This window comes from Tabrizicola sp. T46 (assembly GCF_057219895.1).
Genome location: NZ_JBXVVV010000001.1, coordinates 621,249 through 634,566, shown reverse-complemented (window position 1 = coordinate 634,566; position 13,318 = coordinate 621,249). Strand labels below are relative to the sequence as shown.

General features: G+C 65.9%; 12 protein-coding genes. 6 read left to right on the top strand and 6 right to left on the bottom strand.

Going from position 1 to position 13,318, the window contains the following annotated elements:
• The first annotated feature begins 43 nt into the window (after positions 1–43).
• Complete coding sequence (locus AC2D9V_RS03225; protein WP_484712594.1) at positions 44–502, top strand: DUF1203 domain-containing protein; 459 nt, start codon at positions 44–46, stop codon at positions 500–502.
• Positions 503–505: 3 nt separating this feature from the next.
• Here the strand turns inward: AC2D9V_RS03225 and AC2D9V_RS03220 are convergent, their stop codons facing one another.
• Genes AC2D9V_RS03220 through polA form a run of 3 tightly spaced genes read right to left on the bottom strand, consistent with a single transcriptional unit; the run spans position 506 to position 4,273 of the window.
• Positions 506–1,087, bottom strand: a complete 582-nt coding sequence (locus tag AC2D9V_RS03220; RefSeq protein ID WP_484712593.1) for a YdeI/OmpD-associated family protein — start codon at positions 1,085–1,087, stop codon at positions 506–508.
• Positions 1,074–1,433: an MmcQ/YjbR family DNA-binding protein gene (locus tag AC2D9V_RS03215; RefSeq protein ID WP_484712592.1), complete on the bottom strand. Its 360-nt coding sequence runs from the start codon at positions 1,431–1,433 to the stop codon at positions 1,074–1,076. Before AC2D9V_RS03215 ends, AC2D9V_RS03220 begins: the two co-directional genes overlap by 14 nt.
• Positions 1,430–4,273, bottom strand: coding sequence for a DNA polymerase I (gene polA, locus AC2D9V_RS03210; RefSeq protein ID WP_484712591.1), 2,844 nt, complete (start codon positions 4,271–4,273; stop codon positions 1,430–1,432). The genes AC2D9V_RS03215 and polA overlap by 4 nt, the downstream gene beginning before the upstream one ends.
• Before the next feature lie 29 nt (positions 4,274–4,302).
• On the opposite strand from polA, the gene AC2D9V_RS03205 reads away from it, so the two are divergent.
• A complete protein-coding gene (locus AC2D9V_RS03205; RefSeq protein WP_484712590.1) occupies positions 4,303–4,758 on the top strand; it encodes a hypothetical protein in 456 nt (151 codons plus the stop codon).
• A 6-nt stretch (positions 4,759–4,764) separates the two neighbouring features.
• Here AC2D9V_RS03205 and AC2D9V_RS03200 read toward each other — a convergent pair whose 3' ends face one another.
• The 3 genes from AC2D9V_RS03200 to AC2D9V_RS03190 all read right to left on the bottom strand — a co-directional run bounded on the left by AC2D9V_RS03200 (position 4,765) and on the right by AC2D9V_RS03190 (position 6,391).
• A complete protein-coding gene (locus AC2D9V_RS03200; RefSeq protein ID WP_484712589.1) occupies positions 4,765–4,950 on the bottom strand; it encodes a zinc-finger domain-containing protein in 186 nt (61 codons plus the stop codon).
• A gap of 70 nt (positions 4,951–5,020) precedes the next feature.
• Positions 5,021–5,797 carry a hydroxypyruvate isomerase family protein gene (locus AC2D9V_RS03195; protein WP_484712588.1) on the bottom strand — a complete coding sequence of 259 codons (777 nt, stop codon included), beginning with the start codon at positions 5,795–5,797 and terminating at the stop codon, positions 5,021–5,023.
• A gap of 6 nt (positions 5,798–5,803) precedes the next feature.
• Positions 5,804–6,391 (bottom strand): DUF1285 domain-containing protein, encoded by a 588-nt coding sequence (locus AC2D9V_RS03190; protein WP_484712587.1) that lies wholly within the window; start codon positions 6,389–6,391, stop codon positions 5,804–5,806.
• A 178-nt stretch (positions 6,392–6,569) separates the two neighbouring features.
• Between AC2D9V_RS03190 and AC2D9V_RS03185 the strand changes: the two genes are divergently transcribed.
• The 4 genes from AC2D9V_RS03185 to AC2D9V_RS03170 are packed head-to-tail and all read left to right on the top strand — an operon-like array spanning position 6,570 to position 13,292.
• Positions 6,570–7,574 (top strand): AAA family ATPase, encoded by a 1,005-nt coding sequence (locus tag AC2D9V_RS03185; RefSeq protein WP_484712586.1) that lies wholly within the window; start codon positions 6,570–6,572, stop codon positions 7,572–7,574.
• The gene (locus tag AC2D9V_RS03180; protein ID WP_484712585.1) at positions 7,571–8,443 is read left to right on the top strand and encodes a DUF58 domain-containing protein; all 873 of its coding nucleotides are present in this window, start codon (positions 7,571–7,573) and stop codon (positions 8,441–8,443) included. The genes AC2D9V_RS03185 and AC2D9V_RS03180 overlap by 4 nt, the downstream gene beginning before the upstream one ends.
• Complete coding sequence (locus AC2D9V_RS03175; RefSeq protein ID WP_484712584.1) at positions 8,443–11,226, top strand: DUF4159 domain-containing protein; 2,784 nt, start codon at positions 8,443–8,445, stop codon at positions 11,224–11,226. The genes AC2D9V_RS03180 and AC2D9V_RS03175 overlap by 1 nt, the downstream gene beginning before the upstream one ends.
• Positions 11,223–13,292 (top strand): hypothetical protein, encoded by a 2,070-nt coding sequence (locus AC2D9V_RS03170; protein WP_484712583.1) that lies wholly within the window; start codon positions 11,223–11,225, stop codon positions 13,290–13,292. Before AC2D9V_RS03175 ends, AC2D9V_RS03170 begins: the two co-directional genes overlap by 4 nt.
• Positions 13,293–13,318: the final 26 nt, after the last annotated feature.

Sequence of the window (13,318 nt, the reverse complement as noted above, 5' to 3'; positions counted from 1 at the left end):
GGTCCTTGAGCCGCCATCCTTCATCACAACGAAGGAGGATGAGATGCAGTACGTGGCCCTACCGACCGAGATTGCGCGGCACTACCAGGCGGGCGGCGCCGATGCCAACGGGCAGGTGCCCGAACGGGTTCGGGCCGAGGGTCGTGGCAATCCCTGCCGCCATTGCCTGCGGATGGTGCCCGAGGGGGCCGGGATGCTGATCCTGGCGCACCGGCCCTTCCCGGCACCGCAGCCCTATGCCGAACTGGGACCGATCTTCCTTTGCGCCGATCCCTGCGAACGGGGCGGCGGGTTAGAGGTGCCGGAGATTCTGGCCTCGCCGGATTACATCTTGCGCGGCTACGGGGACGATGACCGGATCGTCTACGGGACGGGCGGAGTGGTGCCGACTGCTGCCATCTCCGGGCGCGCGGCAGAGCTTCTGGCCGATCCGAAGGTGGCCTATGTCCACGTCCGGTCGGCCCGGAACAACTGCTATCAGCTGCGGATCGACCGGGATTAGGCGCTAGCGCCGGAACGGGCTTGGCCGAAGGCCCCGGGCAGCGCTGTCGGTGATGTCGCGGATGCGCTTGGCGCGGGTTTCGGCGGTCCTGGCGGTCTTTACCCATTCCAGCGTGCCGCGGCGGATGCTGCGGGGCAGGGCGGACCAGAAGGCGGTGGTGCCGGTGGCGGCGAGTGCCCCGGTCAGGTCGGGCGGGTCGATCAGGGCGTCGACGTCGTTCAGGAAATCCCATTGGCCATTGGCCTGGGCGATGGCGATCTTCGCCTCGCCCGCCGGGGTCATGGCACCCGAAGCGCGGGCGCGCTCGACATGCGCCTTGTTGATCGCGGACCAGGCGGATTTCGGGTTGCGCGGGGCGACGAGGATCATCGAGCGGTCCGCGTCGAGCGCGCGGGTGACAGAGTCGATCCAGCCCCAGCAGAGTAGCTCCTCGACCTGCGGTTCGTAGGCGAGGTAGTCGGGGTGGTGTTTCTTGTAACTGGCAAGCCAGACCGAGCGGGCGGTGGCATGGTTCACTGCAAGCCAGTCGCGCAACTCGGCGCGGGACCGGACCGTCAGGATCGGGGCGTCGTCAGCCGCGCCCATGTTCGGCGTCCCAGGTTTTCAGCCAGCGTTTCGGGGCAGCGTCGCGCCATTGCTGGATCAGGCGGGCCCTCGCCCAGCCTTCGTCGATCCGCCCCGCCCGGACAAGGACCAGATTGTGCGGCTCGTAATGGGGGTGGAGGATGAAGGTTTCCGGATCGGCGGCCAGAAGCATCTCGCGTTCGTCGCGCGAGGCCTTGAACACTGCCGCGTCGATGTAGGGCGACCACCAGCACCACATCTTGCCGTGCGCTTTCAGGCATTCGTTGCCCCAGGGGTGGTCGATCGTGACCATCGGCAGGTCGAGGCCGAGGGCGAAGACCTTGAGCTCGGGCCAGGTATGGATCAATGCGCCTCCGCCCAGTTGCGGCCCTTGCCGGCCTCTACCGCGAGGTGGACGTTGAGCGAGACCGCCGGGTGGGATGAGCCTTCCATCACCTCTTTCGCGACGGGTATCAGGCGGTCGGCATCGGCCTCGGATACCTCGAACAGAAGTTCGTCGTGGACCTGGAGGAGCATCTTCGCGTCGAGGTGGGCGATGGCGGCGGGCATCCGGATCATGGCGCGGCGGATGACGTCGGCGGCGGTGCCCTGGATGGGTGCGTTGATCGCGGCGCGTTTGGCGAAGCCTGCGCCGGGGCCCTTGGCGTTGATCTCGGGCGTGTTGATCTTGCGGCCGAAGAGGGTCTGCACGTAGCCGTTGGCTTGGGCGAACTTCACCGTGTCGTTCATGTAGGTGCGGATGCCCGGGAAACGCTCGAAATAGCGGTCGATAAAGCCTTGGGCTTCGGCCCGCGGGATGCGGAGGTTTCGGGCAAGACCGAAGCCCGAGATGCCGTAGATGACGCCGAAGTTGATCGCCTTGGCCTTCCTGCGGATGTCTGAGGTCATCTGGTCGAGGGGGACGTTGAACATCTCGGACGCGGTCAGGGCGTGGATGTCGATCCCTTCCTCGAAGGCGCGGCGGAGTTCGGGGATATCGGCGATGTGGGCAAGGATGCGGAGCTCGATCTGGGAATAGTCGAGCGACACAAGGATGCGGCCCCTGGGTGCCACGAAGGCCTCGCGGATGCGGCGGCCTTCCTCGGTCCGGACGGGGATGTTCTGGAGGTTGGGGTCGGTGGAGGCGAGGCGGCCGGTATTGGCCCCGGCGATGGAGTAGGAGGTGTGGACGCGGCCGGTCTCGGGGTTGATCGCCTCTTGCAGGGCGTCGGTGTAGGTGGATTTCAACTTGGCGATCTGCCGCCAGTCGAGGATCCGGGCGGCGAGCCTTGCGCCCTGCGGGTGGCTGTCTTCTAGCGTTGTGATGTCTTCCAGAATGTCCGCACCGGTGCCATAGGCGCCGGTCTTGCCTTTCTCGCCGCCGGGGATCTGGAGGCGGTCGAAGAGGATTTCGCCCAGCTGCTTCGGGCTGCCCACGTTGAACTTCTCGCCCGCGATCTCCTGAATCTCTTCCTCAAGCTGCACCATCTTCTGCGCGAAGACGTTGGACATGCCGCGCAGGGTGTCGCGGTCGACCTCTATGCCCGCCATCTCCATATCGGCCAGCACCGGGACAAGCGGGCGTTCGAGGGTTTCGTAGACCGTGGTAACGCGGGCCTGGTGCAGGCGCGGCTTGAAGGTCTGCCAGAGGCGGAGCGTCACGTCGGCATCTTCGGCGGCGTATTTGACCGCGTCGTCGATGGCGACCTTGTCGAAGGTGATCTGCGACTTGCCCGAACCGAGGAGCGTCTTGATCGAGATCGGCTGATAGCCGAGGTAGCGGTCGGAAAGCTCGTCCATCCCGTGGTTGTGAATCCCGGCATGCATCGCGTAGGACATGAGCAGCGTATCGTCCAGGGGCGCGATGCGGATGCCAAGGCGGGCGAAGATCTTCCAGTCGTACTTCATGTTCTGGCCGATCTTGAGGATGGCGGGGTCCTCAAGCAGCGGCTTCAGCGCGGACAGGACTTCGTCCAGCGGAAGCTGGTCGGGGACCAGCGCTGTCGCGCCGAAGAGGTCGCCGCCGCCGGTGGTGTGGCCGACGGGGATGTAGCAGGCCTGCCCGGCATCGACCGAAAGCGAGATGCCGACGAGTTCGGCCCGCATCTCGTCGAGGCTGGTGGTTTCCGTATCGATCGCGACATGGCCTACGTCGCTGATGCGGGCAATCCAGCGGTCAAGTGCGGCACGGTCGCGGACGCATTCGTAGGCGGAGAGGTCGAAGGCAATCTGCGGCGCCTCGTGTGCCTGCGGCTTCTCTTCGCGCGGGGCGACCTGCAGTTGCGAGGTTTCGGGCAGGGCCGGGGCGGCAATCCCCAGCTTGTCGGCAACCCGCTTCGTCAGGGTGCGGAATTCCATCCTGGTGAGGAAGTCCATGACTTTGTCGCCCTCGGGCAGGCGGATTTCGAGGTCATCGAGCGTCACATCGAGCGGGGTGTCGGATTTCAGCGTGACGAGGTCCCGGCTGATGCGGATCTGGTCGGCATTGTCCACCAGCGCCTCACGCCGCTTGGGCTGTTTGATTTCGCCGGCGCGGGCAAGAAGCGTATCAAGGTCGCCGTATTCGTTGATCAGAAGTGCCGCCGTCTTCAGGCCGATCCCCGGCGCGCCCGGCACATTGTCGACCGAGTCGCCGGCAAGGGACTGGACGTCGATCACCCGGTCCGGGCCGACGCCGAACTTTTCCATCACCTCATCCGGGCCGATGACGCGGGTCTTCATCGGGTCGAACATGTCGATGCCCGGGCGGATCAACTGCATCAGGTCCTTGTCCGACGAAATGATGGTGCATGACCCCCCGGCCTCAACGGCCTGCCGGGCCAGGGTGGCGATGATATCGTCGGCCTCGTAACCCTCGGTCTCAAGGCAGGCGACGTTGAAGGCGCGGGTCGCCTCACGCGTGAGGGGGAACTGCGGGCGCAGGTCCTCGGGCAGTTCGGGGCGGTTGGCCTTGTAGGCGGGGTAAAGGGTGTTGCGGAAGGTCTCGGCGGAATAGTCGAACACGACAGCAAGATGGGTCGCGGCCCTGCCGTTGGAGGAGGCGCGGCTGAGTTCATTCCACAGGATGTTGCAGAAGCCGGCGACCGCACCCACCGGCATCCCGTCCGACTTCCGGGTGAGGGGCGGCAGCGCGTGATAGGCGCGGAAGATATAGGCCGAGCCGTCGATCAGGTGCAGATGATGGCCCTTGCCGAAGGTAGATGACATTCCTAGCTCCGTTTTGTGGAGGTTGTGCCATGTTCCGTACCGTCTTGCCAGCTTTCGCGCTGCTTGTTGCCGCCCCGGTCGCAGCGGACGATACCCCGTCCTGCGATCCGGTGACGATGAACTGCTCTCCGCTGGTTGCCTGCGTCGAGGCGACGGGAGAGATCCTGCGCGGCGCCTCGTTCGGGGCAGACGGTGGTCCATTTCATGCCGAAAACACAGCAGGTGTGCTTTGTACCGGCACATGGCGGCGTGGGCCGCTGGGCCTCGGTCTTGCTGAATTCACCTGCAGCGACGGCAGGTCGGGCCAATCGCTCTACACGTTCTTCGTGCCGGAAAGCGGCACAGCTGTGGGCACGGGGCACTTCACCGGCGGCGGCGAGGTGCGGTTCTGGTCCGGAGACAACCTGGAACGCTACTTCCGCGAAGTCGCACCCGAAGACCGCCATCGGATGGCCTGCGCGCCAGAGGCAATGCTGCTGAGCTGACGCCGGTCAGTGATCGTCGTGGGCGTGTTCGCGGTCGATCACATAGCGCTTGTCACAATAGCCGCATTCGACCCAGCCGGTGTCAGCCGGGATTGTCAGCCAGACACGGGGGTGTCCCAGGGCACCTTCGCCGCCGTCGCAGGCGACCTTCCAGGTGGTGACGGTCTGGGTTTCAGGGGCGGGGATCGGCATGGTCGATGGGTCCTTTCGGCTGCGCCGCAATCTATCGAAAGAGAGCGGGGCGGAACAAGGGGGAAGCGTGTCACACCCCGATCGGCGATCCGCGCGACTTCAGGGCGGTAAGCCAGCCCAGTCCCTGCGCCGTTCCCTTTGCCGGACGATACTCGGCCGCGATCCAGACTTCGGGGCGGTTCGCGTCGATGTCGTCGCAAAGCTCCGGCAGCGAAAAGCCGCCGCCGCCTGGTTCGTTGCGAGCCGGAAAACCTGCGACCTGCACATGGTTGACCCGATGGCGATGCTCGGCCCAGACCACCGAGGCGTCACCATGCAGACGCGCGGCGTGCCAGAGATCGAACTGCAACCCGATGCGTGTGTTGGCGAGGTCGTCCACGATGCGGGCGGCCTGATCGTAGTCGTTCAGGAAGTAGCCCGGCATGTCGTCTGGATTGAGCGGCTCGATCGTCAGGGTCAGGCCGGGCGCTTCGGCAAGGGCCCAGGCCAGGTTCTCGACATAGCACTGTTCCGCCTGCGGACCGCGCGCGACGCCGGCCATGACATGCAGCCGCCCGGCGTTCAGGCGCGTGGCATAGTCCGCGGCGCGCAGGAAGCTGTCGCGGAACCGCAGCTCCATCCCCGGCACGGCGGCAAACCCGCGGTCGCCTGAAGCCCAGTCGCCGGGGGGTGTGTTGATCAGCGCCAGCGGGATCCCGTTCAAGGCTCGTTCCCAGTCGGCCATCGGCTGGTCGTAGGGAAACAGGACCTCGACCCCGTCAAAGCCGCAGCGGGTGGCCCAGTCTGGGCGATCGAGCACGGGGACTTCGGTGAAGAGGAGCGTCAGGTTGGCGGCGAAGCGGGGCATTTCGGTTCAGGACACTTCCGTATCTGACAGTTCCGAGGACGGGATGACCGGGAAGAACTGTCCCGAAGACCAAAGACCGAACCACATTTGCCCGTCATGCGCGTGATGGCAACCCAGATCGATCAGCCGGTAAAAGCTCTTGCGATCGATCAGAGCCCAAAGATTGGCCCGGATAAGTATGTAGGGCGAGGGTTCGCCGGTGTCCGGGTCACGCTCGACCCGCAAGGGGTGGTCGGGGCCAAGCGTGGCCTGATCCTCTGTCCTGGTGGTGAAGGTCAGGGTCTGCTCAGGCCCCGCGCCTTCCGCGTCGAAGTCGGTCGCCAGAAGCGGGGCGTCGTCCACCTTGATCCCCACCTTCTCGACCGGCGTGACAAGGAAGTAGTCATCCCCTTCACGCTTCAGAATCGAGGAGAAGAGCTTGACGAGCGGCGCCCGGCCGATGGGGGTGCCAAGGTAGAACCAGGTGCCGTCCCGCGCGATGCGCATGTCGATGTCGCCGCAGAAGGGCGGGTTCCACAGGTGGACCGGGGGCGGGCCCTTCTTCGAGGCGGCCTTGGCGGCAGCGGCGAGTGTGTCGGCGGTGGGTTCTGTCATGCTCCGAGTGTAGCGGTGCGACGGGCGAGCGCAAATTTCTTCGACAGACAGGTAATCGGTTCGAAACGGCATGTGTCCGGCTTTCACGAGGAATTGTGTCCCGTCGGCTTTTGCCATTTGTGCCGGGCGGGATAGTTCGCTTTACTGATGAGGTATCACCCTGAAGGGAGAATGGGGCATGGCCGACACCAAGGCGCTTGTGGCCGAAATCGAAGCGCTGGGCGCGACACTGGGGCAGGCCAAGGCCTCGATCAACCACCGGTTCATCGGGCAGGAAAAGGTTGTGGACCTGGTGCTCGCGTCGATGCTGTGCGGCGGCCATGCGCTTCTGGTCGGCCTCCCAGGCCTTGGCAAGACACGGCTGGTGGACACGCTGGGCACTGTCATGGGGTTGAAGGCGAACCGCATCCAGTTCACGCCGGACCTGATGCCGGCAGACATCCTTGGCTCGGAAGTTCTGGAAACGGCTGCTGATGGCGGGCGGTCGTTCCGCTTTCTGGAAGGCCCGATCTTCTGTCAGCTTCTGATGGCCGACGAGATCAACCGCGCCTCGCCACGGACCCAATCTGCGCTGTTGCAGGCGATGCAGGAAAAGGAAGTGACCATTGCCGGCCAGCACCGCGCGCTTGGGAAGCCCTTCCACGTTCTGGCCACGCAGAACCCGATCGAGCAGGAAGGCACCTATCCCCTGCCCGAAGCGCAGCTGGACCGGTTCCTGGTGCAGGTCGACGTCGACTACCCGACCCGCGCGACCGAACGCGACATCCTGATCGCGACCACGGGGGCTGAAGAGGCCGAAGCGCATCAGGTCTTCACCGCGGAAGAGCTGATCCGCGCGCAGGGTGTCATCCGCCGGATGCCGGTGGGCGATCAGGTGGTCGAGGCGATCCTTGACCTTGTCCGCGCCTGCCGCCCGGGCGAGCCAGAGGGGCGTGATCTGGCCGACAGCCTTTCATGGGGGCCCGGACCGCGCGCAGCGCAGGCGCTGATGCTGACGGTGCGGGCGCGGGCACTGCTGGATGGACGCCTCGCTCCGTCGGTTGGCGATGTGGCGGCGCTGGCTCAGGCGGTGCTGGTGCACCGGATGGCGCTGAGCTTCGCTGCCCGTGCGCGGGGTGAGACGCTGGCCGGGATTATCGCACGGGTGACGAACCGCGTTCTTGGTCTTGAGGCTGCGGCGTGACGGCAGCCCCCGACCTTCGGGCCCGGGCGGAAGCGCTTGGGCAGACGCTGCCGCCGCTTCTGGCCGAGGCCGAGATGCTGGCCTCGACCGTTATGCTTGGCGAGCACGGGCGCAGGCGCGCGGGTCTGGGGGATGAATTCTGGCAGTACCGCGCGGCCCATGCCGGCGATTCGGCGCGCATGATCGACTGGCGGCGCTCGGCCCGGTCGGACAGCCATTTCGTTCAGGAGCGCGAATGGCAGGCGGCGCAATCGGTGACGATCTGGATCGACCCGGCGAAGTCGATGAGTTTCACCGGCAACAAGGGTCGGGCGCCGAAGTCTGACCGGGCAAGGCTGCTGGGGCTGGCGATTGCCGTTCTGCTTCTGCGGGGCGGGGAACGCGTCGGGCTTGCAGGTCTGGCGCATCCAAGGTCCGGGCGTGGGCAGCTCTTGCGGCTGGCAGCGCGTCTGTCGGGAGAGGTGGCGGAAGATGATTTCGGCGCCCCGGTCACCGAAGGCATGGTCGCCCACGGGCGCGGCGTCTTCCTTTCGGACTTCCTGGGTGATCTTGGTGCCATCGAGGCAGCCCTTGCGCAGGCGGCGGACCGGGGGGTGAAGGGGGCGCTGATCCAGGTCCTTGATCCGGCCGAGGAGGAGTTTCCCTTCGATGGCCGCACGATTTTTGAATCGATGGGCGGCACCCTTCAGTATGAAACGCTGCGCGCCAACGATCTCCGCACCCGTTATCTTGCCCGCCTTGCAGAGCGGAAGGATCGCCTGGCCGGCCTGGCACGTGCTGTCGGCTGGCACTTCACCACCCACCACACCGGAAGCCCGGCCCAAGGCGCGCTTCTATGGGCCTATGCGGCGTTGCAGGGGAACCGCTGATGTTAATGGTCGGCCCTGTCGGTTTTGCCTTGCCCTGGCTTCTGCTGGGGCTTTTGGCTTTGCCGATCCTGTGGATTCTTCTGCGCGCTGTCCCGCCCGCCCCGATCCGCCGGCGCTTTCCCGGTGTGGCCCTGCTTCTGGGCCTGAAGGACGAGGAGACGGAGGTCGACAAGACACCCTGGTGGCTGCTTCTCCTGCGGATGCTGGCGGTGGCGGCGGCGATCATCGGTTTTGCCGGGCCGGTCCTGAACCCGGACGAGCGTGTTGCGGGCAGCGGCCCGATGCTGATCGCGGTGGACGGGTCCTGGGCCGATGCGCGCGACTGGCCGCAGCGGGTGGAGAAGATCACGTCGCTGGTCGCCGAGGCCGGGGCGGAGGGCCGGCCCGTTGCGCTGGTACGTCTGACCGACGACCCGCAGCCGGTTACCTTCCAGACTGCCGAAGCCTGGGCCGGGCGTGCGGCAGGATTGCAGCCGCAGGCCTGGGCACCATCGGACCTTGCCGCCTGGGCCGAGGTTCTGCCGGAAGGCGATTTCGATACCGTCTGGCTGTCCGATGGGCTGGACCATGATGGGCGCGATTCCCTCGCCGATGCTTTCCAGGATAAGGGTTCACTCCGGGTGATCCAGACCTCGCGCCCGATCCTGGCCCTTCATCCGGCGAGGTTCGAGGACGGCAGGATCGTCCTGTCAGCCAGCCGCCTGCCTGCAGGCGATGCCGTCGCGGTCGACGTCCTTGCCCAAGGCCCGGACCCGGCCGGGATCGAGCGTGACCTCGGTCGTGCGACGCTTGCCTTCGATGCGGGCGCAACGCTTGCCCAGACGACGCTGGATCTTCAGCCGGAGCTTCGCAACCGGATCACCCGCTTTGAGCTTGAAGCCGCGCGGACCGCCGGTGCGGTGAGCCTGACCGACGACAGCCTCAAGCGGCGCAAGGTCGCCCTGATCCGGATCGGGGCCGACCAGGAGTCGCTTCAGCTTCTGTCCCCGCTTCACTATCTGCGACAGGCGCTGGTGCCGGTGGCCGACATCATCGAAGGCAACCTGATCGACACGCTTCTGGCCAATCCTGACGTGGTGATCCTGCCCGATGCCGGAACCCTGACCCAGGCAGAGACGGATGCAGTCCTCGACTGGCTGGACAGGGGAGGTCTTTTCCTGCGCTTTGCCGGCCCCCGGCTGGCTGCAAGTACAATCGCGGACCTTTCGGAGGACCCGCTGCTTCCCGTGCGGTTGCGCGAAGGTGGCCGCACCGTCGGTGGCGCGATGAGCTGGGGTGAGCCCAAGACCTTGGCGCCCTTCCCCGAGGGGTCGCCCTTCTTCGGCCTGCCGGTGCCCCAGGATGTGGTGGTGCGGGAGCAGATCCTTGCACAGCCCGATCCCCAACTGGCCGAGCGTACCATTGCGGCACTGGAGGACGGCACGCCCCTGATGACCCGCAAGGAAGTTGGCGCAGGGCAGGTGGTGCTGGTCCATGTCACCTCGAACGCCGAATGGTCATCACTGCCGCTGTCCGGACTGTTCGTGCAGATGCTGGAACGGCTGGCGGTGTCGACCAAGCCTGCCCAGCCAGAAGCGGCCGACCTTGCCGGCCAGACCTGGGCACCGGAAGTCGTGCTGGACGCCTATGGGCAGACATCGGATGCGGGGGAGTTGCCGGGTGTACCGGGCGAAGACCTGGCCGAGGCTGTTGCCTCGGGGCCTACACTTGCCCTGCAGCCCGGACTTTATGCAGGATCCGACCGCAGGGTGGCACTGAACACCATCTCGACAGAGACTGAACTCGTCGCCGCGACATGGCCCGCTTCCGTGCCTGTGGATCAGCTTGAGGGGCAGGTGGCCCAGGCACTGAAAGGGGGCTTTCTGAGTATGGCACTGGCCTTCCTCCTGGTCGACGTGCTTGCCTCGCTTTGGCTCGCGGGTCGGTTGAGCGGCCTGCGGCGCGGGGTGGCGCTGCTTGCCGTTGCCGCCTTGTCCCTGCATCCGCAGGGTCTGAAAGCGCAGGAGACTGCGCCAATGCCCGATGACAGCCTTGCGCTTGAGGCGACGACGGCCGTCGTCCTTGGCCATGTGCTGACCGGCGACCCCAAGGTTGACGAGATCGCCGCCGCCGGGCTTGTGGGACTGAGTGAAAAGCTTTGGCAGCGCACCTCGATCGAACCGGCGATGCCGATCGGTGTCGATATCGAAAAAGACGAACTGGCCTTCTTCCCCTTTCTCTACTGGCCGATCTCTGCCGGGCAGCAGCAGCCGTCAGCCGAAGCCTATGCGAGGCTGAACCAGTATCTGCGGACGGGAGGCATGATCCTCTTCGACACCCGTGACGCTGATGTCGCGGGCTTTGGCGGAGCGACGCCGGAAGGCCAGACCCTGCAGATGATTGCCTCGGGTCTGGACATTCCGCCGCTTGAACCGATGCCGCCCGACCATGTGCTGACGCGGACCTTCTACTTGCTGCAGGATTTCCCCGGCCGCCATGCGCGTGGAGCCGTCTGGGTCGAGGCCGCACCGATGGCCGCTGCCGAAGCCGAAGAGGGAATGCCCTTCCGCAACCTGAATGACGGTGTGACGCCGGTGGTGATCGGCGGCAACGATTGGGCGGCGGCATGGGCCGTGGATGATATCGGTGTGCCGCTTCTGCCGGTCGGACGCGGCATGGCGGGCGAACGCCAACGCGAGATCGCCTATCGTTTTGGCGTCAATCTCATCATGCACGTGCTGACCGGGAACTATAAGTCCGACCAGGTCCATGTACCGGCACTTCTGGAAAGGCTGGGACAATGAACCAGTCGGTGGTCTTCGCGCCCCTGGTCGGCTGGCCGGTGATCGCGGCCCTTGCGGCCCTAGCGGTCGTCCTGGTCGGGCTGGCGCTCTGGCGCGGGTTGCCGGGATGGTGGCTGCGGGGCCTGGGGCTGACGGCCCTGCTTGCGGCACTCGCAAATCCTGCCTTGCAGGAAGAGGAACGCCAGAACCTTTCCGACATCGTGATTCTGGTCGTCGATGAGACGGCAAGCCAGTTCCTCGGCGACCGACAGGCGCAGACCGAAGCGGCGATTGCGGCTGTCGAGGCCGAGATTGCGCTGATCCCGAACACGGAACTGCGGATCCACCGCGTTGCCGATGGCGAGAAGGACACCGGGTCCCTGGTGATGACAGCCCTGTCCGAGGCGCTGGCCGAAGAGCCGCGCGCCCGGGTCGCCGGGGCGATCCTGATCACGGACGGCCGCGTGCATGACATGGGGCTTGTGCCCAACCTGCCCGCGCCGCTGCAGGTGCTTATCACCGGCCGCGACACCGACTGGGACCGCCGCCTTGTCGTCCGGAACGCGCCCGCCTTCGCGATCATCGGCGAGGAGTTCAAGCTTGAGCTCAGGGTCGAGGATCTTGGCGCGGTCCCCTCGGGCGAAAGCTTTGTGGACCTGACCATCTCGGTCGACACCGATGAGCCGCAGACTTACACGGTGCCGCTGAACGAGGATCTGGAACTGCCGGTCACACTTCCGCATGGCGGGGCCAACGTGCTGCAGTTTTCCGTGGCCCCGGTCGAGGGCGAACTGACGGACCGCAACAATGCCGCGGCGGTCCAGATCAACGGGGTGCGTGACCGGCTGCGCGTGCTGCTGGTGTCGGGCGAACCCCATGCCGGCGAACGGGTCTGGCGGAATCTTCTGAAGTCCGACGCGGCGGTTGACCTGGTCCATTTCACCATCCTGCGGCCACCGGAAAAGCAGGACGGGGTGCCGGTTGATGAACTCAGCCTCATCGCGTTCCCGACGCGTGAGCTGTTCATCGAGAAGATCGAGGAATTCGATCTGATCATCTTTGACCGCTACCGCATGCGGGGCATCCTGCCGATGTCCTATATTGAGAATGTGGTGAACTACGTCCGCGACGGCGGCACGGTCCTTGTTGCGGCTGGCCCGGAATATGGTGCGGTGGACAGCCTCTACCGCTCGCCCCTGGCCGAGATCCTGCCGGTGGCACCGACTGCACAGGTGGTTGAGGAAGGCTTCCGCCCCGCCCTGACCGATCTTGGCCGCCGACACCCCGTGACCGAGGGACTGGAAGCCTCCGCGCCGGAAGGTGGCTGGGGCCGTTGGTTCCGTGCCATCGAGGTCGAGCTTCTGGATGGCCAGGTCCTGATGACCGGTCCTCGCGATCTGCCGCTTCTGGTGCTGAACCGCGTCGATCAGGGGCGGGTGGCCGTTCTGGCATCGGATCATGCCTGGCTCTGGGGTCGCGGCTACGAAGGCGGCGGCCCGCAGCTGGAACTGCTGCGCCGGCTTGCGCACTGGATGCTGAAGGAGCCCGAGCTTGAGGAAGAAACACTGACGGCCAGCGTGACCGGTCAGTCGATGACGATCACGCGCAGGACCACCGAGGAAGAGCCGCCGGGCCCCGTCACCGTGACCGGCCCCGACGGTGCAGAGGTGGTTCTGGAAATGCCCGAAGTCAGCCCCGGCCGCTATGAGGCAGGATGGGAAGCGCCGGTCATTGGACTATACCGGCTTGCGCAGGGCGATCTTGAACGTGTCGTTGCCGTTGGGCCCGCCGCGCCGCGCGAATTCGTCGAGACCATCGCTTCGGGGGAAGAACTAGGACCCGTGGCCCAGGGCACCCGTGGCGGGGTTCTGACCCTGCAGGACGGCACTCCCGACATCCGCACCGTCAGCGAAGGGCGCATGGCAATCGGTCGCGGCTGGATCGGGATCACCCCGCGCGAAGCCTATCTTGCGACCGATATCGACATCTCGCCTTTCCTGCCCGCCTGGGCATGGCTTCTGATTGCCGCCAGTCTGGCGATTTCCGCCTGGCTGATCGAGGGCCGGAAGGGTCGTCGCGCCGCCTGACCTTGTCTTGCGGGACGCGGTGCCGT